The sequence below is a fragment of the Streptomyces sp. NPDC002577 genome (assembly GCF_053594815.1).
Genome location: NZ_JBSFWK010000011.1, coordinates 1 through 25,213, shown reverse-complemented (window position 1 = coordinate 25,213; position 25,213 = coordinate 1). Strand labels below are relative to the sequence as shown.

The following is a 25,213-nucleotide window of genomic DNA, read 5'->3' as shown; positions in this document are numbered from 1 at the left end:
CCGTAAGCCACCGGACATACCGTCGCAAGCCAACAGCAGCGGGCGCCGGCAGACAAGAGTCCGGCGCCCGCTGGTGTGCCTCCTACACCCTGCTCCACTGCTGGGTGGCGTTGCCGAGGCCCGTCCACAGCTGGACCTTCGAACCGTTGGAAGTGCCCCAGTTCGTCACGTCGATGACGAGGCCGTTGGAGCGGTTGACGATCGTTCCGTCCACGCGGAACGACCACTTCTGGCTGGACTTCCCGTTGCAGGCCCAGAGGATGAGCCTGGTCCCGGCGGTGGTGCCGTCACCGTCCGCGGCGAGGCACTTTCCGGAGACCCGGAGCTCGCCCGCGCTGGTCTGCGTGATGGTCTGGTTCGCGTTCCCGACGCAGTCCCAGATCTGCACCTGCACACCTGTCTGGCCGTTCGGCACGTCGAGGCAGCGGCCGGAGTAGCTGCCTTTCAGGCTGAAGGCCGAGTCCGTCGGGAGCGGGTCCTGGACCAGCTGCCAGTCCTGCGAGCCGTCGGTGGCCGATGCCGCCAGGGTGACGGCGCCGCCCGCGGTCGCGCCCGTCATGTAGAGGCTGGTGTTCCGGACCGAGCGGAGGTTGTAGTACCCGCTGGTCGAGGAGGAGACCAGGGTCCACCGCTTGTCGGTGGCGTCGTCGTCGACCCACTGGGCCAGCTTCTGCCCGGCCGTCGCGCTGCCGGTCCAGATGGCGACCGCGCGGCCGCCGGCCTTGCCCAGCAGGGTCACGTCGGAGCCCTTGGCCGTCAGGTGCCAGCGCTGGGTGCCGGCGGTGGAGTCCGCGCCGAGGACGACGTCGGGGGTGTCGCCGGTGAGGCTCGCGTCCTGCGTCTTCCCGGCCGCGGTACTGAGGACCTGGCCGGTCAGCCGGTTGACGAGCTTGTAGTAGGCGGCGTCGGAGTGCCCGAGGTCGACCTCGCCGTACTTCACCGGTCCGACGCTGCCGCCGCTCCAGGAGGCCTGGAGGATGAGGACGCGTCCGGTGCCGTCGACGTACTGGAGGTCGCGGCTGTAGCCGGCGGCGACCGGCGTCTTGTACTGCTTCCAGGTGCCGGTGCTCAGCCCGGACTCGTTGACCCAGACGTCACCGCTGCCGGACGCGTTGTACACGATCCGCCCGTCCGGCATCGGCAGGAGCACCGGGCTGCCGCCCGTGGACAGCGTGTTCCCGCCCGAGGGCACGGGCAGCGAGGTGATCGCCGCGTCCGTGCCGGAGAAGAACTTCAGCGGGTCGTCGGCGATGCGGTACCGGACGTTGGTGCCGCCGCCCCAGTACTCGTACGTCATCATCCACTTGCCGTCGGTCGTCGGGGCGACCGTCGTCATGCCGGGGCGGCCGCCGCCGATCTCCGTCTTGCCGTTGCCCATGTTCACCGTGGAGCCGGGGACGTCGACGACCGGGCTGCTCCAGGACGCGCTGGTGCCGTCCCAGGTCCGGTGCATCAGGACCTGGCCGCCGGAGTCGGTCGCGGTGTCGTTGTCCGGGTCGAGGGTCGGGGCGCCGGTGGTGGTGGTGTAGCCGGTGTAGTCGTTCTCGTCGGAGTAGTACGCGATGAGCTGCCCGTCGTGGGCGAGCAGGTGCGGTTCCCAGACGGGATCGACCTGCTTGTTGGTGTTGGCGGTCGAGGTGCGGCCGATGCTGCCCGCGCTGCCGCCCTGCCAGCTGCCGGCGGCGATGATGTTCTCGAAGCTCCAGGTCGCGCCGTCGTCCGTGCTGGCGTACAGGGCGAGCGCCACGTCCTTGCGGTCGCCGTCACTCGTCGGCGTCCAGGAGGAGTTCGCGGCTTTCTGCTCCTCGTAGTAGTAGTCGTCGCCCGAGACGATGCTCGCGAGCAGCAGCGTGCCGGCGCTCAGGTTTCCGACGGCCTGCGGGAGCACGTAGAGATACGGGTTCGTCCAGTTGCTCGTGTACTTCGCGTACGCGGAGTCACTGGACAGATAGGCGGGAGCTTTGACATCGGCGAGCTTCGCCCAGGTCGTTCCGTCGTCGTCGCTCTTGTACAGGGGCATCGTCTGCCCCACCGGAGCGCTCTCACTGTCCTCGAACGCTGCCACGATCCGGCCGCTCGGCAGCTGGGCCGATTTCGGGTAGAGCACGCAGGGGCTCTTGTTGCACGCGGCGGAATTCTGCGCCACGTAGAGGTTGGCCGGGCTCGGCTGATACGCCGACGCACTCGCCGCAGCCGCGATGGTGAATGCCATGGCGATGCCTGTGGCTGTCGCTGCCGCGAGAGCCTTCCGTATCAATGTCTGTCTTTTCAACGCGGGTTCCTCTGAGTTCGTCAGCGCGAATTGCCGTGGGACGAAATACGAGACCGGCGGCGCCCCGGTTACTCAGGGATGTGAATTCCGCTCAATGGGACGTGATCCGGATGGAGGACAGTATTAGGACGCGGCACCGCTATGTCACCGGCGCGTTTCCGAAAGAGTTTCGTAGGCCGACCGCCATCGAGTGTTGACGCGGCTGCAGCCGTCGAGAGTGGCCCGAGAAGTGGACGGTGCTCCGGACGAGGGTGGTGCCCCCCCCGGTGGCACCCCGGTGCCGAGGCAACCCGGCAGGGTCTGCAACGCGAGCGCGCGGTCGCTCCGTTCGGCGCCGCGTAACTTCTGGTCAGTTAATTGTAAAGAAACTTGACAGATAATTGGTCTAGTCCAAATATGGTCGCTGTTCGCCTCCGGTCGGCGGCGGACGCACCGCTGCCGACCGGGCCCCGGCGAACCTCGCGCACGTCTGTCTTTTCGCTCTGCCCGCTGTTCCCACCTGCTCATTTCGCCACGGGAGCGTCAATGAGACGAACTGGATCCCTGCACACACTGCTGTCCGGCGTGACCGTAACCGCCGTGTCAGCCGCACTGATTGCCCTCGGGGGAGGCGGCGCGCACGCCTCGTCGCAGCTGCCCTCGTACGAAGCCAAGCCGATGCCCGCACACGTGGCGGCGCCGTACTTCGAGGCGTGGACCGGGGAGAGCCCGGCCGCGCTCGCCGCCGAGTCGGGCAACAAGTACCTCACGATGGCCTTTCTGCAGACGCCCGAGGCGGGCTCGTGCGCCACGTACTGGAACGGCGACTCGACCCAGCCGATCGCCAAGGCGAGCTTCGGCAGCGACATCGCCGCGATCCAGGCCCGCGGCGGCAACGTCATCCCGTCCTTCGGGGGTTGGAGCGCCGACACCACGGGCACCGAGCTGGCCGACAGCTGCACCGACGTCGACGCCATCGCCTCGGTGTACGAAAGCCTCGTCAAGACCTACGGCATCACGCGCATCGACCTCGACGTGGAGGGCGACTCCATCAACAACACCGCCGGGATCGACCGCCGCAACAAGGCCATCGCCAAGGCCGAGCGCTGGGCCGAACGCACGGGCCACAGCCTGCAGTTCTCCTACACCCTGCCGACCAGCACCACCGGTCTGGAGGCCAACGGTCTGGCGGTGCTGCAGAACGCCGTCGACAACGGCGCCCGGGTGGACGTCGTCAACCTCATGACCTTCGACTACTACGACGGCGCCACCCACGACATGGCGGCCGACACCAAGACCGCCGCCACCGGCCTGTACGGCCAACTGGCCGCCCTCTACCCGAAGAAGAGCCCGGCGAAGCTGTGGGGCACGATCGGCATCATCGAGATGCCGGGCATCGACGACTACGGCCCCGAGGAGACCTTCACCACGCAGGACGCGATTACGGTCGAGAAGTGGGCGGCCGCCAAGGGGATCGACACCCTCTCCTTCTGGGCGCTCCAGCGCGACAACGGCGGCTGCGTCGGCACCGGGGGCTCCGACTCCTGTTCCGGGATCGCCCAGGACACCTGGTACTTCAGCCACACCTTCGAGCCCTTTACGCAGAGCATCGCCGCCCGCTGACGCGAACTGCTGGACTCCGGCGCGGCCGGGTTCCAGGGCGTCGAAGGTCGCGTTCTGTGCGCCCAGCTGGTCGGCGACCGCGGTCGCGACGAGCTCCTTCTTGGATCCGAAGTGCGCGTAGAAGGCGCCGTTGGTCAGCCCCGCGTCCGCCGTCCGCCTGCCGGCACCAGCGCCCACGGCCTCCCCGCCCTTTCCAGGCGGGGAGGCCTCGACGGTACGGCCGTCAGCCCCCGTGCGCCGTGATGGCGTAGCCCTCGGGACCGGCGAAGGTGAACGTGCGCCCGAAGGGACTGTCCTTGAGCGGGCTGATGACGGGCACTCCGGCGGCGACGAGCTGATCGTGCAGCTCCTGGGCGTCGGTGGTGCGGAACCACAGGGCCACCCCGAGACCGGGCCGGGCGGCGGCGTCGAGGTCCACGCCGGGCAGCGGCTCGCGGACGGCGAACGGGATCGGTTCGGTGGCGAACACCACCGCTCCGGGAGGCGACGCCGGTGCCCGGCGCAGTCCGAGGTGCTTCTCGCAGAAGGCGGCGGCCGCCTCGACGTCACGTACCTGCAGAGCGATGAAGTCAGGGCCGTCCACGGTGGCAGTCATAGCTGGTCCTCGATTCCTTGATGTCAGGACTTTGACATGCGTGACCGTATGCACGGCCGCTGGATATGTCAAAATCCTGACATGGAAGACCGGAAGCTCGTGGAACCGCCCCATCCCGCTCAGGACGTCACCGAGCACGTGGGATACCGCCTCAAACGCTCCGCCGCGGCGCTGCGCGGCGCCATGGACAGAGCGCTGCGCGAGCACGGCCTCACGGTGCCGCAGTACGCATGCCTCGAACTCCTCGACCAGCAGCCGGGCCTGTCCAACGCCGAACTCGCCCGTGGCGCGTTCGTCACACGGCAGTCCATGAACGTCGTACTCCGCGGTCTCCAGGACGCGGACCTGATCTCACGGCCCGCCACCACCGACCACGGCCGCGCCCTTCCCGCCCACCTCACAGCGGACGGCCGCCGCCGTCTCGACGCGGCCCGGTCCGTCGTCTACGCCATCGAACGGCAGATGATCGACGCGATCCCGCAGCGGCGCCTGGCCGCTCTCCTCGCCGACCTCGACCGTATGTCGGCGGCCCTCGGCGGATGACCCGCCTGCCCGCCGCCGAACCCGGCGCGCACCGTACCGCTGCGGGGCGTCCCGCCACGGTGACGGATCCGCCTCACAAGCCGTGCGTGGTGCGGAAGAACCGGTCGATCTCCCGGCGGCCGGGAGCGGGTTGGGACAGCGGCTCGGAGCCGGGGGCTCGCAGCCCGTCCAGGAGGACGCCCGTGTACCGGTCGGCCAGGTCGGAGACGGGTTCGTCGTCCGCCGCGTCGGCCGTGTGCCGCGGCGGGATGGAGTTGAGCATCAGGACGATGTCGTAGGCGTTGACGTCGTCGCGCAGAACTCCCGCCTGCTGGGTCCGGGTCACCAGATCGTCCAGGGCGGCGAGGAGCTGGGTGCGGACGGCGGCCAGTTCGGGCCCGGCCTCGGTGGCCCGCCTGCGCGACACCGGGAAGAGCTGGCTGCTGCGCAGGCCGGTCATATGGCGTACGACCCGGGTGAAGGCGGCCCAGGTGACCGGTTCCTCGGCGAGCGCGTGCCGCACCTCGGCCAGGCTCTCCCGCATCACCTTGATCGCGATGTGCTCGACCAGGACGGCCTTGTTCGGGAAGTGCCGGTAGATCGTGCCCATGCCCAGGCCGGAGCGCTTGGCGACCTCCGCGATCGACGCCTGGTAGCCGAGGTCGGCGAAGACCTCCTGGGCGACGTCGAGGATCTGCTCGACGTTCTGGCGGGCGTCGGCGCGAAGGGGCCGGTCTGCTGGGGGCGTGGTCGGGCTCATCAGCCCCGATGCTAACCTCCGACGAGGTAACCGGAAATTCAATTTCCGGTTAGCGAAGCTGTGCCGCACCCTCGAGGAGGCCCCAAATGACCGTCCCGGCAGACCCCCACACCGATTTCCCCGCCGGCTTCCGCGGCCGGGTGCTGCGCCCCGGCGACGCCCGGTACGACGCCGCACGCGCCCTCTACCAGGGCCGCGCCGCCGACGAAGGCCCCGCGCTGATCGCGCAGTGCACCGACGAGCACGACGTCGCGACCGTCCTGCGCTATGCCTCCGCCCGCGCTGTCCCGGTCGCCGTGCGCGGCGGTGGACATGGCTCCGACGGGTACGCGATGCCCGGCGGCGCGCTGGTCGTCGACCTCTCGGCGATGAAGGCGATCACCGTCGACCCGGAGACCCGGGTGGTACGGGCCCAGCCGGGCGTCCTGCTGGGCGAGTTGGACGCCGCCGCCCAGCGGCACGGCCTGGCCGTACCCGCCGGCACGGTCAGCAGCACCGGGGTCGCCGGCCTGACCCTGGGCGGGGGCATCGGCCACCTGATGCGCCGCTTCGGCGCGACCGTCGACAACCTGCTGGCCTGCGAGATGGTCACCGTGGACGGCCGCAAGGTCCGCGCCGACGAGGCCGAGAACCCCGAGCTGTTCTGGGCGCTGCGCGGCGGTGGCGGCAACTTCGGGGTCGTCACCGCCTTCGAGTACCGCGCGCACCCGGTCGGCCCGGACGTCGTGGCCGGGCAGCTGATCTTCCCGTTCGACCAGGCCGCCGACGTCCTCGGAAGGCTCCCGGCGTACATGGCCACAGCCCCGCGCGAGCTGGGCCTACTGGCCGCCGTCGCCCCCGCCCCCGCGCTGCCCACGCTGCCCGAGGAGGCGCACGGCAAGCCGGTGCTGGTCCTCGTCCCGGTCTACAGCGGCGAGCCGGCAGGTGCCGATGAGGTCGTAGAGCCGCTCACCGCGCTCGGCCGGCCCCTGGCCGACCTGGTCACGAAGATGCCGTGGCTGCAGGCCAACAGCATGCTGGACGCCGTAGCCCCCTACGGCAAGCGCATGAACCTGCGCGGCGGCTACCTGCCGGCCCTGTCCGCCGACGCCGTCGGCGCCCTCCTGGCGAACGCCGCCGCCGCGCCGCGCACCCCCGGCGCCGCCAGCACGATCAACCTCTGGTGCATGGGCGGCGCGATCTCAGAGGACACCGCCGAGGACGCCATGGCCTTCTCCCGCGCGGGCGCCGCCTGGCTGTGGGAGGCCGTCAGCATGTGGGACACCCCCGAGCACGACACGCAGTACGCACAGTGGGCGACGACCCTCACCGAAGCGATGCGGCCTCACTCGCTGACCAGCGGCTACACGAACCTCACCGACGACCTGGGCGAGGCGTGGTGCCGCGGAGTGCACGGCGGCGAGGCCAAGCACCGGCGGCTGCGGGCGGTCAAGGCCGCCTGGGACCCGGACAACCTGCTGCGCTTCAACAAGAACATCGCTCCCGCGGAACCGGAGTCTTCGACCGCCGAATGAGCCGACCGCATCGGCGAGTTCATGATGCGAGAGGAAGCTTCCCGCCGTCCCCCCTTCTCCGACGGGAGGGGGGACGGCTGCAGCGGCGCATGCCGGCTCCCCGCCTGCGGAGGGACGGAGGCCGGGACATGTACGGCGCGCCCGCCGGGATCCGTCAGCTGTCCCGTTCGATCCACTCGCTGCCGCCCAGCGGGTAGTCGTAGCCGGGACGACCCACATCGGCGCTGGTGCGGAACGGGGTGCCGTCGTTGTCGATGCGGACGGTGCCGTGGCGGCTGCCGCTGGACCAGTCCAGGGCGAGGTCCCAGCGGACGTCGTGCGCCGTGGTGTGGGCCGTGACGTAGAAGACCTCCGGGTCGGACTCGCTGACCTTGTACGGGAAGTCGCGCTGGCCGCCCTTGACGGTGACCGTGGGGCTGCCGTTGTCGAGAGCGATGTCGAAGGACTTGGTCTCGACGCCGCCGCCGCAGCCGACTCCCATGGCGTAGTCGTTCCAGGCGAGTGGCGCGCCCTTGGTGAGGACGCGCACGTGCAGTGCCTCCAGGACGACGGTGTCCTCGCCGGTGCCCTGGACGGTGAGGGCGATCTCCTGTGAGCCCGAGGACACCGCCCCGTACGCGGCGGCCCAGCGCGGCGCGTCCTGCTCGCTGGCGGGCGGGCCCACCTGTGCCGGTTCGCTGTCGACGAGGAAGTGCTGGCTGCACGGGTTGTCGTAGACGTAGGGGCGGGTGCCGACAGTGAGCGGGACGGTGTTGCCATCGGTGCGCCGGGCCCCGCCCTGCTCGCCGCCCGTCGAGGCACCGGCCTTGGCCCCCTCGGACTCGGTGGTGGCAGAGACCGATGGGGACGGCTCGTGTCCCTTCGCGCTCGGGGACGGGGAATCGGACGGCTTCCCGGTGCCTGCCGTGCGGCCGATGGTGGCGGGGGCGCCGACCGCCTGCTGGTCGCCGGTGTCGTTCCCGCCGCCGAACGGGCGCACGGCGAGCACGACGCCCCCCAGCACGGCCGCCACCGCGACGGAGGCGATCAGCACGGTACGGCGGCGAAGGGGACGAAGGGGGCGATGTTGCGGTGTGAGCTCGCGCGGCACGTCGACGACGACCGGCTCACCGTTCTCGCCTTCACCCGCGCCCTGTCCGGGCGGTGCCGCTGAGCCGGGATCCACCGACCCCACCGCTTCCGCTTCCGGCGCATCAGCCGGACCGGCCGGACTCGCCGAACCGGCTTCCTGGGCCGCCCCTGTCGCCGCGACCTGATCCGCCCTGCTTCCCCGTGCCGCGTCCGCCAGGATCCAGCGCCGGTGCAACTCCACCAGCTCCTGTGGCGTTGCCCGGCAGACCCTTGCGAGGCGCTCCACCGGTGCGTACTCGACCGGCACCGCGGTGCCGTTGCAGTAGCGGTGCAGCGTCGACGTACTCATGTGCAGCCGCTTGGCAAGCGCCCCGTAACTCAGTCCCGAGCGGTCCTTGAGCTCCCGCAGCAGCTGCGCGAACGCCTCCGCCCGCCCGGCTTCCGTCGCCCCTGACACCCGTTCCCCCATCCCTCCGTGTTCCAGCCGCGCATTCCAGGGTTACTGCGTTCTGCCTGGTCAGACGCGTTTCGGTGTTCCAGCGTCCCCAACTGCCCGCTGTGCGTGGCGGTTGGGACGGATCACCTCACAAGCTTCGGTCATCCAAGCACCAGCGTCACCCGAACACCGAAGGGGCACAGCCACATGTCCAACCTCCGCGCCTCCCGCACCCGTCTCGTCGGCGCCGCCGCGACCGTCGTTCTCGCCGCGCTCTCCCTGACCGCGTGCAAGGACGGAACAGGCATCGACGACGAGGGTGCCTCGACGGCCACCACCCGGACCACGCCCCCCTCTTCCGCCGGCGCTTCCTCTTCCGGCGCTGCTTCTTCCGGCTCCGGCTCCTCCTCGGGCGCCAAGTCCGGCACCGCCACCACGGAGCCCGCCACCGGCGCCTCCACGTCGAAGGCGCCCGTCTCCTCCGGCAAGCCGGTCACCTGCGAGGGGTCCAACACCAAGACGGTCGCGGCCCCGCTGAACCGTCCCGTGAACCACATGCTGCTCACGGTGACCAACACGGGGAGCAGGAGCTGCTACCTCTACGGCTACCCGGCCGTCCGCTTCGGCGAGGCCCAGGCCGTGCCTCCGGTCATCGAGGATTCGCAGCCGCAGGCGGTCGTCACGCTCAAGCCGGGCGAGTCCGGCTACGCCTCCGTGAACCTGGCCGCCGCCGACGGCAGCGGCGCGAACGGCCACACCGTGAAGTCCCTGACCGTCTACTTCCACGGCCGCTCCGGCAACGAGAGCGTCGGCACGGGCGCTCAGCCGGCGCTGCCCGCGGAGGGCGTCTACGTCGACGACTCGCTCAAGGTCACGTACTGGCAGCAGTCGATGGACGACGCCGTCAGCTGGTGACGCCTGAGCGCGCGGCCGGGTCGCCGCGGCATCGACGCCGCGGCGACCCGGCGCCGTCGCTCCTCCGTCTGCTCCCCTGGGGGTGCGCGTCGTAGAGACAGCGCTTACGGCCAAACTTGGTCGCGTGGCTTTCGTGAGGGAGAAAGCGGTGCGACTGGAAGGTGACGAGCGAAACCCACCCCGACCTTTGACCGACATCTAGAAAATCGACTAAAAATTGAGACATATGCCATCGCGGTTTTTTTCGCGAATAACCAGCAGAGTCACGTTCTCCGTATGGCGTCAACCACGGGCGAGACTCTGGGCCGTAGCGGGTGTCGCGGCCCTCGGACTCCTCATTGCGCTGGAGTTCGCCGCGCGTCGCTACGGCCTGCCAGGGCCGATCACCAACCAGGTGCGAGAGGTGGTATTCCCTCCCAAATCTGGATTCCTGCTGTACGCCGGTATGGCGTTGATGATGGTGGTGCTCACCTGGCGGCAACGGTTCATCGCGCTTGGCGCCGCGATCGGTATCGACGTCGCCTTCTTTGTGGTCCGGTGGGCGTTCGACGCCGAGGTGAACGACGGCCACCCCTTCGGCAACGGCGCGTTGTGGGTGATTCTGGGCCATGCGGTCATCGCCGTCACTCGTCGTACCGGCCGGGAACGTGTCCTGCTGCTGAAGGGCGTCGGACTGGGCCTGCTGCTGGTGGCCGGCCGCAAGACCGGCGACATCTGGCTCCTCATCACCTCGACGACCCGCCCAACGGTGCTCGACCAGTACGTGGCAACCGCCGATCACGCGCTGGGCGACCCGTCGTGGCTGGTAGGCCGGATTGTCACGGCCACCGGCCGGATCGGCTTCAATTTTCTCGACATCGTCTACGGTCAGCTCGCGGTGGCCGCGGTCGTCGTCGCGCTGTACCAACTGCGCAATGTGGCGGCAGAGCGCCGCTTCCCGCGCCACCACCTGGTGCGCACCTTTCTGGTGATAGGCCTCCTCGGGCCGGCCGTCTACATGATCTTCCCGGTGGTCGGACCGGTCTTCGCCTACGGCACCGGCACCGACCACTGGGCGGCGGTCAGCCTGTGGTCGGCGGAAACGCCGCCCAGCGGGCACTGGGCGGTGGCCGACCTGTGGCCGGACACACCGCCACCGATCGCCATCCCGCACCCCATGCCGTTCGACGACATCACCCCACGGAACTGCATGCCCAGCCTGCACACGGCGTGGGCCACCGCGATCTTCATCCATTCCCGGAAGGGCCCACGGATTCTGCGCTGGGCAGGCACGTTCTGGCTGATTGCCACGCTCGCCGCGACGCTGGGATTCGGCTACCACTACGGCGCGGATCTCATTGCCGGCGTGGTGTTCACGCTCACGATCGAGGCAGCTCTGCGCTCGTTCGACCGAGGCTGGGATCGTTCGGGGATCCAGCTGGTCGCTTATGGCGCAACGGTCTTCGCCGCGTTCTTGGTGTCCTATCGCTATCTGCCGTTGGAGATGGCCAAGCATCCGTATGTGTCCGGACCACTTCTGCTACTGGCGACGGCCTCAGTGGTCTACGGCTACGTGCGGACCACCGCGCTGTGGGAACCGAAGGCCGCACCAGCACTGCAACCGGAACCGCGACCCGAACTGATCTGAAGCTGCTGGTGTACCCGGCGCGCCGAGGCCGGGACCTCGAACGCCCGGACCGGCCAGGGCCGGGGCTCAGCGCACCGGGAAGCCGAAGGAGTAGCCCTGCTCCTTGAGCCAGGGGAGGATCCGGCGCAGGGCCTCGACGGTCTGGGAGCGGTCGCCTCCCGCGTCGTGGAAGAGGAGCGTCGGCCCGTTGGACAGCTCCCGCTCGACGGTGGCGACGATGGCGTCCGTGCCCGGCCGCTCGAAGTCTTTGGAGTCCACGTTCCAGCCCAGCGGGCGCATGCCCCGGGAGGCGGCGAGCTTGCGGCTGTAGGGGGTGAAGGCCCCGCCGGGCGCCCGGTAGTACATCGGCCGTACGCCCCCGGACGCCTCGGTGATCATGCGTTCGGCGCCGAGTATCTCCTGCGACTGGTAGGCCTCGGACTTCTTGTCCATGGTGGTGTCGTGCGACACCGAGTGGTCGCACAGTCGGTGCCCGGCCGCGACCACCTGCTTCACGAGGTCCGGGTGGGCCTGCGCCTGCGTTCCCACCATGCAGAACGTGGCCTTCACCCCGTACTCCCGCAGCACGTCGAGCACTTGAGGCGTCCACACGGGGTCGGGGCCGTCGTCGATGGTGATGTTGACGCCGCGCGCCCCCTTGTCCGAGGCGTGCGCGATGGTCACCGCGACCGGCTTGACGTCACTGCCCGGCGTGGCCGACGCGGTCGCCTTCGGCGACGAGCCGCCCACGGCACCGGCCTGCGCCGTCCACATCGAGGCACCGGCCGCGAGCAGCGTCACCCCGAGCGCCGCCCCGAGCACCTTGCCGTACCAGCCCCGCCCGCCGTTGTGCCGTGCCATGTCCGCCCCGCTTTCGCGCAGTTCCTCGCTGATCCTCGATCACCTTGTGACCACCTGGCAGGACGAGGGACGGCGGCCCCGGGATGCGTCCGTTACCGATCACGGACAATCTCGGGGGAGTTCGCGGACAACTCGGCGAGCAGCGGCCGGAACCGGGCCGGTTGGCCCGATCCCGCGTCTCACCGGCACCGGCGCGTGCCCACCGCGGTGGCCCGCCGGAGTGACGCCCCTCAGCCTCGACTCCGAAGCCCGTGCCGGGCGCCTCGCCGGCCGGCTCGGCCGTACGGATGCCCTGAGTTCTGGATCAATTCAGCGTCGTGGCGCCAGGCCGGGGGCGTACGCCGCCACGCGCTCGGGCGGGGCGGCGGTCGTCCCCAGCGGCCAGCAGGACGAGGACCACCGGGCGCTCGCGGACCCCGTGCCGTCCCAGCACCAGCACCGCCGCCCCGATCAGCGCGAAGAGCGTCAGGCCGTACGAGAGGTAGCAGGTCAGGCCGTACAGCAGTCCGGAAAGCGCCGCCCACCACACAGACCGTCCGGTCACCGCGAGCGCCGGCAGTGCCACGGACCAGGCGGCGACCGCCGTGAAGTACCCGTCGGCGGAGGTACCCATCCACACGGCGGCGGGGGCAAGCGCCAGAAAGGGTGCCGCCCGCCGCGCCAGGCTCTCGTCGGCCAGCGCCCGCACCGCGACCAGTGCAGCCACGCAGGCCGTCGCGCCGACGGTGATGCACCAGGCGCCCGCCCAGCCGCCGCCCCGCAGCCCGGCCCGGTTCAGGAGGACGAAGGTGAGGGTGGCGGCCGGGGGTGACCGGCGATGTGGGCGGGCCAGTTGTCGGGGGCGCCGCTGAGGATGTGGTGGGTGAAGTCGCGCAGGGTGGCCGGGATGTCGTGGAAGCGGCCGACGACCGTCAGGTACTCGTTGCGCGTGGTGAGCCGCCCGGCCCGCGGGTCGACGCCGGTGTCCGCCCCCGGCCGGAACAGGTGAGGTTGCGGTAATCGTCCCCGGATCCAACCATGGGCTCAGGTGGAGCGCGACAGAGCCCTTGGGAGGGGCACGTCCCGGGGAGACATGAGAGCCATGACGTTTCTTGCGGTCAGGTCCGCCGCCCGTCGCCGGACCAGGCGCACGCGACCGGCGTACGTGCGATCGACATGACCGACGAGGACAGGCCGCTGCGCTGTCTGGTCACCGGTGCCACCGGTTACCTGGGCGGCAGGCTGGTGCCGGAGTTGCTGGCCTCCGGGCATTCCGTGCGTTGTCTGGCCCGCTCGCCCGGCAAGCTGCGGGACCATCCGTGGGCCGGGCAGGCGGAGGCCGTGCGCGGGGACGTGACGGACGAGGTGTCCGTGCGCTCGGCGATGGAGGGAATGGACGTCGCGTACTACCTGGTGCACGCGCTGGGCACGGGGCGGGGTTTCGAAGAGAGAGACCGGCGCGCGGCCAGGATCTTCGCCGAGCAGGCGCGCGCCGCCGGGGTCCGGCGGATCGTCTACCTCGGCGGGCTGACCCCGTCCGGAGTGCCCGAGTACGAGCTGTCGCCCCACCTGCGGTCCCGCACCGAAGTGGGCCGCATCCTCCTGGCCTCGGGGGTGCCGACCGCCGTACTGCGGGCAGCGGTGATCATCGGTTCGGGTTCGGCCTCGTTCGAGATGCTGCGGTATCTGACCGAGCGACTGCCCGTCATGGTGACTCCGAGCTGGGTGCGCACCCGCATCCAGCCGATCGCCGTCCGTGACGTGCTCCGCCTCCTCGTGGGGTGCGCGCGGCTGCCGTACGACGTGAACCGAGCCTTCGACATCGGCGGGCCGGATGTCGTCACGTACCAGGAGATGATGCGGCGGTACGCAGCCATCGCGGAGCTGCCGAAGCGGGTCATCCTGCCCGTTCCGCTGCTCACCCCCCGGTTGTCCAGCCTCTGGGTCGGTCTGGTCACCCCCGTGCCGGGCGCTCTCGCGCGCCCGCTGGTCGAGTCGCTGAAGCACGAGGTGGTCTGCGCCGAGCGGGACATCGTCCGCTACGTGCCGGACCCGCCGGAGGGACCGGTCACCCTCGACCGGGCGATCCGGCTGGCTCTGAGGCGCGTACAGGACGCGGACGTGGCCACCAGGTGGTCCTCGGCGTCGACTCCCCGCGCCCCCAGCGACCCGCTGCCGACCGACCCCGACTGGGCGGGCGGAAGCCTCTACACGGATCACCGCGAGCGCACGGTCGCGGCATCGCCGCAGGCACTGTGGCGGGTGGTGGAGGCGATCGGCGGCGAGAACGGCTGGTACTCCTCGCCGCTGGCCTGGTCCCTGCGGGGCTGGCTGGACACCCTGGTGGGCGGTGTCGGTCTGCGCCGGGGCCGCCGGGACGCGACCCGGCTGAGGGTCGGCGACAGCCTGGACTTCTGGCGCGTGGAGGAGATCGAGCCGGGCCGGCTGCTCCGTCTGCGGGCGGAGATGCGGCTGCCGGGCCTGGCGTGGCTGGAGATGGCCGTCGACCGGGATCCACAGGGGCGCACGGTGTACCGGCAGCGGGCCCTGTTCCATCCGCACGGCCTGGCCGGGCACGCCTACTGGTGGGGCGTGGCCCCCTTCCACGCCGCGGTCTTCGGCGGCATGGCCCGCAACATCGCCACCACGGCTGAATCGGCCGCCCAGGAACCAGCCCGTACCCACTGAGGGGGCTCAAGGATCCGTGCGCGTCTCCGTCGCCCTGTTCACCGCGGACCTGCGGGTGCACGACAACCCGGTCCTGCAGGCCGCCCTGGGAGACGCGGAACGCGTGGTCCCGCTCTTCGTCGTCGACACCGGCATCCGCCGCACCGGCTTCGTCGTACCCAACCGCGCGGCGTTCCTCGCCGACAGCCTGGCCGACCTCGATGCGGCCCTGCGGGCTCGGGGCGGCCGACTGGTGGTGCGCGTCGGCGACGTGGTCGAGGAGACCTGCCGGGTGGCGGCGGAGACCGGGGCTGCTGCGGTGCACATCGCGGGCGGGGTGAGCCGCTACGCGGCACGGCGCGAGGACCGGCTGCGCGCGGAGCTGGCCGGCGGCCGACGCGAACTACGCGTCCACGGCGCCTCGTTGACGGCCGTACCGCCGGGGGCGCTGACACCGGCGGACAAGGACCACTTCGCGGTCTTCACCCCGTACTTCCGCCGATGGGAGAGCTTCTCCGTACGCGGCGTCCTGCCGGCACCGGACGCCGTACAGGTACCGGACGTAGGCTCGGCCGGCCTTCCTCGCACGGAGTCCCTCGCGTCGGGCCCCACGTCGCCGGGCCTGCCCGCCGGCGGTGAATCCGAGGCCCGCCGCAGGCTGCGGTCATGGCTGTCCGGCCCGCTGTCCGCATACGACGACCAGCACGACGACCTGGCCGCCGACGCGACCTCCCGGCTCTCCCCCTACCTGCACTTCGGCTGTCTCTCACCCACCGAACTGCTGCACCGGGCCCGTGCACAGGACAACCCCGGGGCGCATGCCTTCGTCCGCCAACTCGCCTGGCGGGACTTCCACCACCAGGTCCTGGCGGCCCGCCCCGACGCGGCCGACCACGACTACCGCCCCCGGCGCGACCGCTGGCGCCGCGCCACGAAGGAGATCGAAGCCTGGCAGGACGGCCGCACGGGCTACCCCATCGTCGACGCGGCCCTGCGGCAGCTCCGCCACGAGGGCTGGATGCCGGGCCGGGCGCGCCTGCTCGCGGCAAGCTTTCTCGCCAAGACGCTGTACGTGGACTGGCGGGTGGGAGCCCGCCACTTCCTGGACCTCCTCGTGGACGGTGACATAGCGAACAACCAGCTCAACTGGCAGTGGGTGGCCGGGACCGGCACCGACACCCGCCCGAACCGGATCCTCAACCCCCTCGTCCAGGCACGCCGGTTCGATCCCGACGGGGAGTACGTACGCCGCTGGCTCCCCGAGCTCCGGAACCTCGACGCCAGGACGATCCACCGTGTCCCACACCTCGACGAAGCCACCCGTGCGGGCCTGGACTACCCCGCCCCGATCGTGGATCTCACGGAGGCCGCAGCCCGCTTCAAGAAGGGGCGGGGGGCCGACTGACCGGACGAGAACCGACCCTGGGTCGCTGAACTCCACGAGCCGGCAGATCCCATCAAACAGCGGTGGCGTTGCCGGCGCCGCCCAGCTCCTTCGGGATGGCCAGAGTGGTCTGCAGAAGTCCGTCCTCGGACTGGACGCGGCCGCCGTTGGGCCGGGCCGTCAGGTCCGTACCGGGGTCTGTACCGACTCCCCTCCCGCCGCGCGCCGCGAGAGCTAGGATCCGGGCCATGGCCATGACCATGAGCGACGTGGACCGGTTCGAGGCATCAAGGCCCCGCCTGGAGGCCATCGCCTACCGCCTTCTCGGCTCCGCGAGCGAGGCCGAGGACGCCGCGCAGGAGACGTTCCTGCGCTGGCAGGCCGCCGACGTCGACCACATCGAGGTCCCCGAGGCCTGGCTGACGAAGGTTCTCACCAACCTGTGCCTCAACCAGCTCACTTCGGCCCGCGCGCGGCGCGAGACCTATGTGGGCCAGTGGCTGCCCGAGCCGCTGCTCGCCGGGGACCCGATGCTCGGCCCGGCCGACACCGCCGAACAGCGCGAATCGGTCTCGTACGCGGTACTCGCCCTACTGGAGCGCCTCTCCCCGAACGAGCGGGCGGCGTACGTGCTGCGGGAGGCCTTCGACTACCCGCACCGGGAGATCGCCGAGATCCTCGACATCACCGAGGCCGCCAGCCAGCAGATCTTCCACCGCGCCAAGAAGCACGTCGCGGACGGCAAGGCCCGCACCGAGATCGACGAGGCCGCCGCCCGGCGGATCGTCGACGAGTTCCTCGCGGCCGCCACCAGCGGCCGGACCGAGCCACTCGTGCGGCTGCTCACCCAGGACGCCATCTCGATCGGCGACGGAGGCGGGAAGGTCCCGGCCCGCGCCAAGGCGTTCGAAGGCGCCCTCGCCGTCGCGAAGTTCATGCGGGGCCTGTTCAAGCCCAGCAAGGCCAAGCGCGACCTGGTCGGCGGCTCGCCCGAGGTCTACGTCACGACCGCCAACGGCGACCTCGCCATCGTGGCGGTCGTCGACGGCCGGGTCGTCGGCGTCATGTGCCTGGAGGTCACCGCCGAGGGCATCGCTGCGTTCCGCAACCAGGTCAACCCCGACAAGCTCGAACGCGCGACCCGGCGATGGGCGGCCACCGACCACGACGAACCCCTGCTCAACGCCTTCTGACTCTGATGTGACGTGCTTCACAGTGCGTTCCTGTCAGGAAACGGCGGGCTGCCCGGTTCAAGGGCCGGAATCCGCTGAAGACAGGAGCGAGAAATGCAGCACCGCATCATCGTCCTCGGAGCCGGCTACACCGGAGCCATCGCCGCCGGGCGCCTCGCCAAGCGGCTGCACCGGGAAGACGTCGCCATCACCCTCGTCAACGCCGAGTCCGACTTCGTCGAGCGCGTCCGGATGCACCAGCTCGCGGTCGGCCAGGACCTCAAGCCCCGTCCCTTCAGTGAGATGTTCGCGGGCACCGGCGTCGAACTGAAGCTCGCGAAGGCCACCGGTGTCGACGTCGACCGCAAGACCGTCGCCGTCATCGACGCGAACGGCGCCGAGGAGCTGGAGTACGACACCCTCGTGTACGCCCTCGGCAGCGGTTGGAACGACCAGGGCGTCCCCGGCACCGCCGAGCATGCCCACGAGATCGCCAGTCGCCCCGGAGCGCTCCGGCTGAGCGAGCGCCTGGCCCGCCTGGACGCCGGACAGCCCGTGGTCGTGGTCGGCGGCGGCCTCACCGGCCTGGAGGCCGCGACCGAGATCGCCGAGGCCCGCCCGGACCTCGACGTCGCCCTCGCCGCCCGCGGCGGTCTCGGCGACTGGCTCTCGCCCAAGGGCCGCCGGCACCTGCGGGAGGTCTTCGACAAGCTCGGCATCACTGTCCACGAGCACGCCGCCGTCACCGGCGTCGAGGCCGACCGCATCGCCACCGCCGACGGCACGTCCATCCCGGCCGCGGTCACTGTGTGGACCACCGGCTTCGCCGTCCACCCGATCGCGAACGCCACCACCCTGGAGGTCACCGACACCGGCCAGATCGTGGTCGACGGGACCATGCGCTCGGTCTCGCACCCGGACGTGTACGCCATCGGCGACGCGGCCATGGTGATGGGCCCCGGCGACAAGCCGTTGCGCATGTCGTGCGCCTCGGGCGTGCCCACCGCGTGGCAGGCCGCCGACGCCATCGCTGCGCGCCTGACCGGCGGGAAGCTCCCGAACGCGCCGCTCCGCTACTTCCAGCAGTGCATCTCGCTGGGACGCAGGGAAGGCCTGATCCAGTTCGTCACCGCCGACGACCGCGCCGTCCGGGCGGCCCTGACAGGACGGCTCGCCGCCGTCTACAAGGAGCTGATCTGCAAGAGCGCGGCCTGGGGCGTCGCCAACCCGACGGCCGGGATGCCGACCCGGCGCCGCCGCGTGGTGCGGGAGCCGGCCCAGGCGGGCTCGGCGGTCAAGGCATCGGCCTGACTCGCACACCGGAGCGGGCGCCCTCGATGAGAGGGCGCCCGCTCCGCTGTGGGTCTTCGCGGCGACGACCGCCGGGCCGACGTGTTCACCACGTACGCGGCGACTGATCACCATGAACAGCAAAAAGGCCCCGGTCTCTGACCTGGGCCTTCTCCATGGAGCGGGTGACGAGAATCGAACTCGCGCTCTCAGCTTGGGAAGCGACGGCGCTTGCAGGGGCGGATGCCTTCTGACCTGGGCGTACGTGCTCTGGTGTGGCGCCCGGGAGCGCAGGATCGCACCGTTGTTGAGCGTGGTTCACGCCACGCCGGGTTCGCCAGGACAGGGAACCAGGCGGCTCCTCGGCTGCCCGCCGCGGCTTCGAAGTGGCTGTGTCAGTGCCTCCCCCTACGGTGTGCGCATGACTCCTGAGATGTGGGACCGGTTAGGTCCCTTCCGTGACACGGCGATTGCGCGGGACATCCGGCCGACGACGTAGAGCGATGGCTGGCCACCGCCCGCCCCTGTGCGACGCTGACGCGGGGCGGGGACGGGCCGGTCGTGGGCCGATTCGGTGGTCGGCTCCTGCTTCCGGCCGATACCCCGGACCCCGCCCACCCCTTCGTCGCCTCCATCGACCTCGCGGCCCTGCCCGCCGACGCAACGGACCTGCCCCTGCCTCCCGACGGCCGACTGCTGCTCTTCGCCTTCCCCGAGACCGAAGGCGATGACGAGACCTGTTGCCTCTGACACCCGTTCCCCGCAGTCCCTGCATCCCATTCGCCCGTTCCAGGGTGACTGTGTTCTCGCTGGTCAGAGTGCATTTCGGCGTTCCAGCGTCCCCAATACCCCGTTGTGCGTGGCGGTTGGGACGGATCACCTCACAAGCTTCGGTCATCCGATCACCACCGCCACCCGAGCACCGAAGGGGCACAGCAACATGTCCGATCTCCGTACCTCCCGCACCCGTCTCGCAGCCGCCGCCGTGACCGCCGTTCTCGCCGCGCTCTCCCTGACCGCCTGCAACGACGGAACGGGCGCCCACGACGGGGGCGCAGCGGCGACCACCTCCACGAGCCCTTCGTCCGGTGCGGCCTCGTCGGACGCGGACTCCAACTCCACGGCTTCGACCGGCTCCACGGGCTCGACGGGCTCCTCCGGCGGCAAGTCCACCGCCGGGTCCACCACCGCCGGTTCGAAGCCCGCCGCCGGTGCCTCCGCGCCGAAGGCGCCCGGCTCGTCAGGCAAGCCGGTCACCTGTGAGGGGTCCAACACCAAGACAGTGGCGGCCCCGCTGAACCGCCCCGTGAACCACATGCTGCTCACGGTGACCAACACCGGCAGCAAAGCCTGCTTCCTCTACGGCTACCCGAGCGTCCAGTTCACCGACGCCCAGTCCGAGCCTCCGGTCATCGAGGACTCGCAGCCGCAGGCAGTCGTCACGCTCGAGCCGGGCCAGTCCGGATACGCGGCCATCAGCCTGTCCGCCGCCGACGGCAGTGGCACGAACGGCCGCACCGCGAAGTCCCTGACCGTCTACTTCTACGGTCGCTCCATGAGCGGGAGCGTCGGCGCCGCCGCCCACCCGTCGCTGCCCGCCAAGGGCGCCTACATCGACGACTCGATCAAGGTCACGTACTGGCAGCAGTCGATGAGCGACGCCACCAACTGGTGACGCCTGACCGCCCGTTCGACGAACAGCACCTCACGGACCCGGAAGGCAGGCAACCCACCATGCGCAGCAGCATCCGCAGGATCTCCCGCTTCGTAACCGCCTACTTCGGTGCGGCCTTCCAGGTCATCGTCCTGGGCACCACGGGCCACGCGGCGGCGGAGGCGGGGGTCCTCCGCCGCGGCCACGCGGTCTGAACTCTCCATCGCCGACGGTGAGTTGCGCACGCGTCACAGCGGGCGACCGCCGGCCCTCCGGATGTCCTGGTTCTGTCACGCGACAGCCATCACGTGGTCTCACCAGTAACCACATGCGGCACTGCGTGCTCTCCTCTGACAGCACCGGAGCGGACCACACCCCATGAACCATCAGACAGGAGCACCTCGTGGCAATGGACACACCCCGACGAAACGCCCTGATGGCCTGTGCGGCCCTGGTCATCGGTGCGCTCACCCTCACGGCCTGCGGCGGCGGCGCCACAGCGGACGGCTCCAGCCGGCAGTCGAAGGCCCAACTGACCCTGACCGCCGACTCGGTCACCACGAAGACCGCTCAGGCGGGGACCGCCTCGACCACGGCGGCCGGTCTCGACTACGTCGCGATGGGCAGTTCGTTCGCCGCCGGACCGAGCATCCCGCCGCTGCAGACGAGCAGTGGGGCGGCGGCGTGCGCGCGGTCGGGCAACAACTACGCGAGCATCGTGGCCCGCGACATCGGGGCGAACCTGACGGACGTCACCTGCAGTGGCGCCACGACGGCGAACATCCTCACCACCAACCAGGGTTCGCAGCCGCCGCAGATCAACGCCGTGAACAGCGGGACCGACCTGGTCACGATCACCATCGGCGGCAACGACGTCAACTACCTGGGGAGCATGGTCACGTACTCCTGCCAGAACAGCGGCGGCACGAACTGCGGCACCGTGGACCAGGCCGCGATCAACACCGCCCTCGGCGTGGTGGGCCGGCGGATCGAGAACGTCGTGAACTCCGTCCACGCCAGGGCCCCGCAGGCCCGCGTCCTCCTGGTGAGCTACTCCACCCTCCTGCCCGACACCGGTGGTTGCACCGGTGTACCGCTCACCGCCGACCAGCGGGTGTTCGAGCGCACCGTAGCCGTCCGCCTGGCGCAGGCGTACATCGACGCGGCGAACGACACCGGGGCGACCCTGGTCCGCTTCGCCACCGCCAGCCACGGCCACGACGCCTGCGCGGCCGACCCGTGGGTGGAGAAGTACAAGCCGGCCTCGGGACGGACCACATACCACCCGAACGAGGCCGGCATGAAGACCGCGGCCTCCCTGGTGGAGTCCGCGCTGGGGTGAAGTTCGCGCCGGGGACCGACACCCTGCGCCCGGGCTTCACCCGGTGCGCGAGCGAGGGCGGCACCTGCACCTTCACCGGCACCCGCGCGGTGGCCTACGGCGCCGGATCGTACACCTAAAACGCAAACCCCAGGCCGCTGACCTGGGGTTTCAAATGGAGCGGGTGACGAGAATCGAACTCGCGCTCTCAGCTTGGGAAGACCAAGCCCGCTCGTTGCAACGTCGCAGCTCAGAGTCACAATCTGGCCTCTGGCCTGGGCGCACGCCCGACCAGCCGCCTCCGGCGGGTGAGCGGCGTAGCCGAGGCACGCACGGGAAGGGCCCGTCAAGGAGTGACCGCAAGCGTTCGCAGGGCTGCCGCCGAAGCCACCAGGCCCTGCCGCTCCAGCCTTGCGATCACGTCGTCCACTGTGCCTGGCGGCTTTCGCCAGCTGTCCGCGATCCTCTGCACCGCGCCGTAGACGACCTGCGGGGCCAGATCGATCTGTGCCTCCAGGAAGGCGTCCGGATACAGCTTCGACGTCCCAGGGGGCCAGGGCATCGGTAGGGAAGTCCTTCAGATTGAAGGTGACGACGACCTGTGCCTTGGCCCGGATTGCCGCGGCCAGGACATGCCGGTCGTCCGGGTCCGGTAGCTCCACGGCATCGATCAGTGGTTCGTGTCCCTTGACCAGGCAGTCCCGGATGGCAGCGTTCATCAAGGCGCGGACACGGTCGAGCTTCTCGGGCGGGATGTCCGGCCGGTTCTTGAGGATGTTGCGGAATGTCTCGTCGAGGATCTGATCGGTCCACTTGGCTTGGACGAGGCCGCCCTGCGCGATTCGGATGAGGACGTCGCGCAGGGTACTGGGGTAGAGGACGTTGGCGTCGTAGATGGCGACGAAGGCCATGTGCTAGATCATTCCCATTTCCTGGCCGAGCTGGGTGAGCTCGTCGGCGGCTTCGCGGCGACGCTGGTCGTCCATGCGCTTGTACTGAAGGAGCGATGACGCGGTGATCCGCCGATGCGTGCCGACGGTTCGGTATTCGATCTCTCCGGCCTCGAGCAGGCCGATCAGGAATGGCCGCGACACGTTGAGCATGTCCGCTGCCTGCTGTGTGGTGAGCTCGGCGTCGGACGGGACGACCGAGACGGCGCGGCCGGCCCCCAGGTGGGCCAGCATGCCGGCGAGCAGTTCCACGGCCTCGCGGGGTAGGGCGAGGGGCTCGCGCTCTCCGTCCTCGACCGTCACGGTGATCTCTGCGAGGTCCTGGTGTGCCGCCAGGTAGCTGCGGACCTGTGCGAGCGCGTGAGCTGCGGCCGCGGTCTTCTCAGGTGGCAGCTTCACGGGTCGGATGTCTGTCTTGGTCATGGTGCGCCCCTGTCGGTGCGGGAGGCAGGCGTCGAGTCTGCCTGTGCCCCATTATTCGAAATAATCGAAATAAACGCAACAAGTGAAACATGGGACGTGGCCCGGTGCGCCAAGAGGCGTGCCGGGCCACGCAGTTGAGGAGGGGGAAGGCGGTGGCCCAATGTGCCGAGGGGGACCCCGCGCCCTCTGCGTGCCCTACTCTCAAGCCGTGTCGGGGGCGCTAGGGGCGACAAAAGGTCTGGACAACAAGTAAGCCCCAGGCCGCTGGCCTGGGGCTTCAAGAAGAGCGGGTGACGAGAATCGAACTCGCGCTCTCAGCTTGGGAAGCGACGGCGCTTGGACAGTCGCATGGCGGCTGACCTGCGGGGATGGGATACGCCTGCGCCGTTGCACGGGCCGGTTGGTACCGCTGGTGACCCTGGTCGTCCGCTCTTATGGGCACGCGGTGGGCACGGCGTCGAAGGACGCCAGCCGAAGCGCTTGCGCGAACGGGTTCTGCGCTTGGCGCCGCTGTCTCCGTCGACATGCCCGGGGACCCTTGGCGAGTGCACAGCCCTTCCGGCGGGGTGCTCCTCCCGGAGGCGAGGGCGGCGTCGGTCCGGCAGCAGCGGACCGGCGACTTTCCGAGCCGTGCTCTCCTCCGGCCGCAAGACGGCGTTCCGGATACGGCACGCGCCCGCGTGTTCAGGCGGAGTCGGAGCCGGCACGGCCCGCCGATTCGCTGGCGGCACGACGGTACTCGGCGTTGATCCGCTGCGCTTCTTCGAGCTGGTCCTCGAGGATGACGATGCGGCACGCGGCCTCGATCGGAGTCCCCTTGTCGACGAGCTCCCGGGCGCGCGCGGCGATCCGCAGTTGGTAGCGGGAGTACCGGCGATGTCCTCCCTCCGAGCGGAGCGGAGTGATCAGACGAGCCTCACCGATGGCCCGGAGGAAGGCCGGGGTGGCGCCGAGCATCTCGGCTGCCCGGCCCATCGTGTACGCGGGGTAGTCGTCGTCGTCCAGACGATCATTCAGGGGGTTGTCCGATGTCATGTCACCTCGTTGTGCAACGCGTCGAGGGGCCCTGGTGCGTACGGCACCAGGGCCCCGGAGGAAATTGAACACCATCTGTCGGCCCTACTGCTGTGCCGACCTTCTGTTTCCGCTAGCCGACCCGTAGAGGGGGGTGCGGGGGGATCGCAGCTGCTTGACCGGGGACCACCATCCATTCCGGGGTCTTGCGGTACCCGGGCCGAGTGCTTCTCGGGCCGGGCGATCCTGATGGCGTCTGCTCCTCCGTTCCTCTCTGAATCAACCACTGAGTGAACCGGTACTGCTGTTGGCAGCTCCTCGACGTGCGAGCCGCCCAGTGCGGCTCCCAGTCCCGTCACCCGTTCTGAGAACGCTCTGGCTTCGAGGCTCGAGAGCCGCACTGACCTGCGTACTTCGTACTCAGCCACCCGCCAGTTCGTGTCTGGCGGGTCTCGTCGACCGTGTCTACGAGAAGAAGCATACCCATGTCAGGAACGAAAATCTACTCATGCAAAAGCAGATTTCACCCTTCTGGTGAAGGAAGAAGCCTGCCGCGATCGGGCCTCACCGGTTGGCGGAAGCCGCCTCCTGCCGAGCGCGCAACTGCTGCGGCCCCACGGGCGGTTCCTGATACAGGTGGGCCGAATAAGCTGTGCTGTCATGTCGAACCCTGATGAGCTGCTCGTCGCCATCTCCGCCGCGGTGGAGTCCGAGCGAAGCAATCAGATGTCGCTGACCGTGGTCGTCGGCGGCGCCGTCATCACCGGCCGGCTGGCTCCGGAGGCCGTGTGGAGGGAGCGGGTGGCGGAGGTCCTGAAGGACTCGGACCGTCTCGGCCCGTTCTCGGACGTCTTTGCGCGCGGTCCGCGAGGGAACCGGCCCGGTCGCGGCGAGGCGCCCACGCATCTGCACTTTCATCTCGCTCGGATCCTGCAGGGCAGCCTCGGCATCCCGGAGACGGGCGGCATGTACCGAGTCGCGATCAAGGACGTCAGCGCATGGACCGTAGGAGATCTCATCCGCTTCGACCGGTGAGACGCTGCCTCCGCCCGTTGCCTGGCCGGCGCTTTCCGAGCGGTCGGCGACACAGCGGTGGGGGCCCTGCCGACGCGCGTCGGCAGGGCCCAGAAGGCGCCCCCAAGCAGCTCGAACCATAATCAGACCGCCAAGTACAAAACCTAGACTCTGTGTGTGGGGGGGAGGGT

23 protein-coding genes and 3 pseudogenes are annotated in these 25,213 nt (G+C 70.1%); 15 read left to right on the top strand and 11 right to left on the bottom strand.

Features of this window, described 5'->3' with window-relative positions:
- Positions 1-82: 82 nt before the first annotated feature.
- The gene (locus ACWD4J_RS17255) at positions 83-2,212 is read right to left on the bottom strand and encodes an RICIN domain-containing protein (protein WP_451396216.1); all 2,130 of its coding nucleotides are present in this window, start codon (positions 2,210-2,212) and stop codon (positions 83-85) included.
- Between the two features lie 585 nt (positions 2,213-2,797).
- On the opposite strand from ACWD4J_RS17255, the pseudogene ACWD4J_RS17250 reads away from it, so the two are divergent.
- A pseudogene (locus ACWD4J_RS17250) lies at positions 2,798-3,853 on the top strand (chitinase); the annotation flags it as partial.
- A 244-nt stretch (positions 3,854-4,097) separates the two neighbouring features.
- Here the strand turns inward: ACWD4J_RS17250 and ACWD4J_RS17245 are convergent.
- Positions 4,098-4,469 (bottom strand): VOC family protein, encoded by a 372-nt coding sequence (locus ACWD4J_RS17245; RefSeq protein ID WP_451396215.1) that lies wholly within the window; start codon positions 4,467-4,469, stop codon positions 4,098-4,100.
- A gap of 81 nt (positions 4,470-4,550) precedes the next feature.
- On the opposite strand from ACWD4J_RS17245, the gene ACWD4J_RS17240 reads away from it, so the two are divergent.
- Positions 4,551-5,012 (top strand): MarR family winged helix-turn-helix transcriptional regulator, encoded by a 462-nt coding sequence (locus ACWD4J_RS17240; RefSeq protein WP_451396214.1) that lies wholly within the window; start codon positions 4,551-4,553, stop codon positions 5,010-5,012.
- A gap of 73 nt (positions 5,013-5,085) precedes the next feature.
- Here the strand turns inward: ACWD4J_RS17240 and ACWD4J_RS17235 are convergent, their stop codons facing one another.
- Complete coding sequence (locus ACWD4J_RS17235) at positions 5,086-5,751, bottom strand: TetR/AcrR family transcriptional regulator (protein WP_451396213.1); 666 nt, start codon at positions 5,749-5,751, stop codon at positions 5,086-5,088.
- 86 nt (positions 5,752-5,837) lie between these two features.
- On the opposite strand from ACWD4J_RS17235, the gene ACWD4J_RS17230 reads away from it, so the two are divergent.
- Positions 5,838-7,265 (top strand): FAD-binding oxidoreductase, encoded by a 1,428-nt coding sequence (locus ACWD4J_RS17230; RefSeq protein WP_451396212.1) that lies wholly within the window; start codon positions 5,838-5,840, stop codon positions 7,263-7,265.
- Positions 7,266-7,419: 154 nt separating this feature from the next.
- On the opposite strand, the gene ACWD4J_RS17225 is transcribed toward ACWD4J_RS17230, so the two are convergent.
- The gene (locus ACWD4J_RS17225) at positions 7,420-8,805 is read right to left on the bottom strand and encodes a helix-turn-helix domain-containing protein (protein ID WP_451396211.1); all 1,386 of its coding nucleotides are present in this window, start codon (positions 8,803-8,805) and stop codon (positions 7,420-7,422) included.
- Positions 8,806-8,979: 174 nt separating this feature from the next.
- Here ACWD4J_RS17225 and ACWD4J_RS17220 point away from each other — a divergent pair, with 174 nt between their 5' ends.
- Both ACWD4J_RS17220 and ACWD4J_RS17215 read left to right on the top strand, forming a co-directional pair.
- On the top strand, positions 8,980-9,687 hold the full coding sequence (locus ACWD4J_RS17220; protein WP_451396210.1) for a DUF4232 domain-containing protein: 708 nt from the start codon (positions 8,980-8,982) through the stop codon (positions 9,685-9,687).
- A gap of 226 nt (positions 9,688-9,913) precedes the next feature.
- Positions 9,914-11,314, top strand: coding sequence for a phosphatase PAP2 family protein (locus ACWD4J_RS17215; RefSeq protein ID WP_451396209.1), 1,401 nt, complete (start codon positions 9,914-9,916; stop codon positions 11,312-11,314).
- Between the two features lie 66 nt (positions 11,315-11,380).
- Here the strand turns inward: ACWD4J_RS17215 and ACWD4J_RS17210 are convergent, their stop codons facing one another.
- Both ACWD4J_RS17210 and ACWD4J_RS17205 read right to left on the bottom strand, forming a co-directional pair.
- Positions 11,381-12,154: a polysaccharide deacetylase family protein gene (locus ACWD4J_RS17210; protein WP_451396208.1), complete on the bottom strand. Its 774-nt coding sequence runs from the start codon at positions 12,152-12,154 to the stop codon at positions 11,381-11,383.
- 373 nt (positions 12,155-12,527) lie between these two features.
- Positions 12,528-13,099: pseudogene (locus tag ACWD4J_RS17205) on the bottom strand (hypothetical protein); the annotation flags it as partial.
- A gap of 210 nt (positions 13,100-13,309) precedes the next feature.
- Here ACWD4J_RS17205 and ACWD4J_RS17200 point away from each other — a divergent pair.
- Complete coding sequence (locus tag ACWD4J_RS17200; RefSeq protein WP_451396207.1) at positions 13,310-14,821, top strand: SDR family oxidoreductase; 1,512 nt, start codon at positions 13,310-13,312, stop codon at positions 14,819-14,821.
- A 16-nt stretch (positions 14,822-14,837) separates the two neighbouring features.
- A complete protein-coding gene (locus tag ACWD4J_RS17195; protein WP_451396206.1) occupies positions 14,838-16,205 on the top strand; it encodes a cryptochrome/photolyase family protein in 1,368 nt (455 codons plus the stop codon).
- A 52-nt stretch (positions 16,206-16,257) separates the two neighbouring features.
- Here the strand turns inward: ACWD4J_RS17195 and ACWD4J_RS17190 are convergent, their stop codons facing one another.
- Positions 16,258-16,434, bottom strand: coding sequence for a hypothetical protein (locus ACWD4J_RS17190; RefSeq protein ID WP_451396205.1), 177 nt, complete (start codon positions 16,432-16,434; stop codon positions 16,258-16,260).
- Between ACWD4J_RS17190 and sigJ the strand changes: the two genes are divergently transcribed.
- From sigJ to ACWD4J_RS17155, 7 genes are all read left to right on the top strand, one after another.
- Positions 16,433-17,377, top strand: coding sequence for an RNA polymerase sigma factor SigJ (gene sigJ / locus ACWD4J_RS17185; RefSeq protein ID WP_451396204.1), 945 nt, complete (start codon positions 16,433-16,435; stop codon positions 17,375-17,377). The genes ACWD4J_RS17190 and sigJ overlap by 2 nt on opposite strands.
- Before the next feature lie 93 nt (positions 17,378-17,470).
- Positions 17,471-18,667, top strand: a complete 1,197-nt coding sequence (locus ACWD4J_RS17180; protein WP_451396203.1) for an NAD(P)/FAD-dependent oxidoreductase — start codon at positions 17,471-17,473, stop codon at positions 18,665-18,667.
- Positions 18,668-19,207: 540 nt separating this feature from the next.
- Positions 19,208-19,396 carry a hypothetical protein gene (locus ACWD4J_RS17175; protein ID WP_451396202.1) on the top strand — a complete coding sequence of 63 codons (189 nt, stop codon included), beginning with the start codon at positions 19,208-19,210 and terminating at the stop codon, positions 19,394-19,396.
- A gap of 190 nt (positions 19,397-19,586) precedes the next feature.
- Complete coding sequence (locus tag ACWD4J_RS17170) at positions 19,587-20,321, top strand: DUF4232 domain-containing protein (RefSeq protein WP_451396201.1); 735 nt, start codon at positions 19,587-19,589, stop codon at positions 20,319-20,321.
- Between the two features lie 59 nt (positions 20,322-20,380).
- The gene (locus ACWD4J_RS17165) at positions 20,381-20,515 is read left to right on the top strand and encodes a hypothetical protein (RefSeq protein WP_451396200.1); all 135 of its coding nucleotides are present in this window, start codon (positions 20,381-20,383) and stop codon (positions 20,513-20,515) included.
- Positions 20,516-20,709: 194 nt separating this feature from the next.
- Positions 20,710-21,642, top strand: coding sequence for an SGNH/GDSL hydrolase family protein (locus tag ACWD4J_RS17160; RefSeq protein WP_451396364.1), 933 nt, complete (start codon positions 20,710-20,712; stop codon positions 21,640-21,642).
- Positions 21,639-21,761 carry a hypothetical protein gene (locus tag ACWD4J_RS17155; RefSeq protein ID WP_451396382.1) on the top strand — a complete coding sequence of 41 codons (123 nt, stop codon included), beginning with the start codon at positions 21,639-21,641 and terminating at the stop codon, positions 21,759-21,761. The genes ACWD4J_RS17160 and ACWD4J_RS17155 overlap by 4 nt, the downstream gene beginning before the upstream one ends.
- Positions 21,762-21,967: 206 nt before the next feature.
- Here ACWD4J_RS17155 and ACWD4J_RS17150 read toward each other — a convergent pair whose 3' ends face one another.
- The 4 genes and pseudogenes from ACWD4J_RS17150 to ACWD4J_RS17135 all read right to left on the bottom strand — a co-directional run bounded on the left by ACWD4J_RS17150 (position 21,968) and on the right by ACWD4J_RS17135 (position 24,029).
- Positions 21,968-22,183: a hypothetical protein gene (locus ACWD4J_RS17150; RefSeq protein ID WP_451396381.1), complete on the bottom strand. Its 216-nt coding sequence runs from the start codon at positions 22,181-22,183 to the stop codon at positions 21,968-21,970.
- A 76-nt stretch (positions 22,184-22,259) separates the two neighbouring features.
- A pseudogene (locus ACWD4J_RS17145) lies at positions 22,260-22,532 on the bottom strand (PIN domain-containing protein); the annotation flags it as partial.
- Between the two features lie 3 nt (positions 22,533-22,535).
- Positions 22,536-22,994 (bottom strand): helix-turn-helix domain-containing protein, encoded by a 459-nt coding sequence (locus ACWD4J_RS17140; protein WP_451396199.1) that lies wholly within the window; start codon positions 22,992-22,994, stop codon positions 22,536-22,538.
- A 684-nt stretch (positions 22,995-23,678) separates the two neighbouring features.
- Positions 23,679-24,029: a MerR family transcriptional regulator gene (locus ACWD4J_RS17135; protein WP_067004705.1), complete on the bottom strand. Its 351-nt coding sequence runs from the start codon at positions 24,027-24,029 to the stop codon at positions 23,679-23,681.
- Between the two features lie 639 nt (positions 24,030-24,668).
- On the opposite strand from ACWD4J_RS17135, the gene ACWD4J_RS17130 reads away from it, so the two are divergent.
- On the top strand, positions 24,669-25,043 hold the full coding sequence (locus tag ACWD4J_RS17130; protein ID WP_451396198.1) for a hypothetical protein: 375 nt from the start codon (positions 24,669-24,671) through the stop codon (positions 25,041-25,043).
- The last annotated feature ends 170 nt before the right edge of the window (positions 25,044-25,213 follow it).

Excerpts from the sequence above, each read along its gene's own strand:
- ACWD4J_RS17255 (WP_451396216.1), bottom strand. The coding sequence starts at position 2,212 with ATGGCATTCACCATCGCGGCTGCGGCGAGTGCGTCGGCGTATCAGCCG.
- ACWD4J_RS17245 (WP_451396215.1), bottom strand. The coding sequence starts at position 4,469 with ATGACTGCCACCGTGGACGGCCCTGACTTCATCGCTCTGCAGGTACGT.
- ACWD4J_RS17240 (WP_451396214.1), top strand. The coding sequence starts at position 4,551 with ATGGAAGACCGGAAGCTCGTGGAACCGCCCCATCCCGCTCAGGACGTC.
- ACWD4J_RS17235 (WP_451396213.1), bottom strand. The coding sequence starts at position 5,751 with ATGAGCCCGACCACGCCCCCAGCAGACCGGCCCCTTCGCGCCGACGCC.
- ACWD4J_RS17230 (WP_451396212.1), top strand. The coding sequence starts at position 5,838 with ATGACCGTCCCGGCAGACCCCCACACCGATTTCCCCGCCGGCTTCCGC.
- ACWD4J_RS17225 (WP_451396211.1), bottom strand. The coding sequence starts at position 8,805 with ATGGGGGAACGGGTGTCAGGGGCGACGGAAGCCGGGCGGGCGGAGGCG.
- ACWD4J_RS17220 (WP_451396210.1), top strand. The coding sequence starts at position 8,980 with ATGTCCAACCTCCGCGCCTCCCGCACCCGTCTCGTCGGCGCCGCCGCG.
- ACWD4J_RS17215 (WP_451396209.1), top strand. The coding sequence starts at position 9,914 with ATGCCATCGCGGTTTTTTTCGCGAATAACCAGCAGAGTCACGTTCTCC.
- ACWD4J_RS17210 (WP_451396208.1), bottom strand. The coding sequence starts at position 12,154 with ATGGCACGGCACAACGGCGGGCGGGGCTGGTACGGCAAGGTGCTCGGG.
- ACWD4J_RS17200 (WP_451396207.1), top strand. The coding sequence starts at position 13,310 with ATGACCGACGAGGACAGGCCGCTGCGCTGTCTGGTCACCGGTGCCACC.
- sigJ (WP_451396204.1), top strand. The coding sequence starts at position 16,433 with ATGGCCATGACCATGAGCGACGTGGACCGGTTCGAGGCATCAAGGCCC.
- ACWD4J_RS17190 (WP_451396205.1), bottom strand. The coding sequence starts at position 16,434 with ATGGCCCGGATCCTAGCTCTCGCGGCGCGCGGCGGGAGGGGAGTCGGT.
- ACWD4J_RS17180 (WP_451396203.1), top strand. The coding sequence starts at position 17,471 with ATGCAGCACCGCATCATCGTCCTCGGAGCCGGCTACACCGGAGCCATC.
- ACWD4J_RS17170 (WP_451396201.1), top strand. The coding sequence starts at position 19,587 with ATGTCCGATCTCCGTACCTCCCGCACCCGTCTCGCAGCCGCCGCCGTG.
- ACWD4J_RS17165 (WP_451396200.1), top strand. The coding sequence starts at position 20,381 with ATGCGCAGCAGCATCCGCAGGATCTCCCGCTTCGTAACCGCCTACTTC.
- ACWD4J_RS17160 (WP_451396364.1), top strand. The coding sequence starts at position 20,710 with ATGGACACACCCCGACGAAACGCCCTGATGGCCTGTGCGGCCCTGGTC.
- ACWD4J_RS17150 (WP_451396381.1), bottom strand. The coding sequence starts at position 22,183 with ATGCCCTGGCCCCCTGGGACGTCGAAGCTGTATCCGGACGCCTTCCTG.
- ACWD4J_RS17140 (WP_451396199.1), bottom strand. The coding sequence starts at position 22,994 with ATGACCAAGACAGACATCCGACCCGTGAAGCTGCCACCTGAGAAGACC.
- ACWD4J_RS17135 (WP_067004705.1), bottom strand. The coding sequence starts at position 24,029 with ATGACATCGGACAACCCCCTGAATGATCGTCTGGACGACGACGACTAC.
- ACWD4J_RS17130 (WP_451396198.1), top strand. The coding sequence starts at position 24,669 with ATGTCGAACCCTGATGAGCTGCTCGTCGCCATCTCCGCCGCGGTGGAG.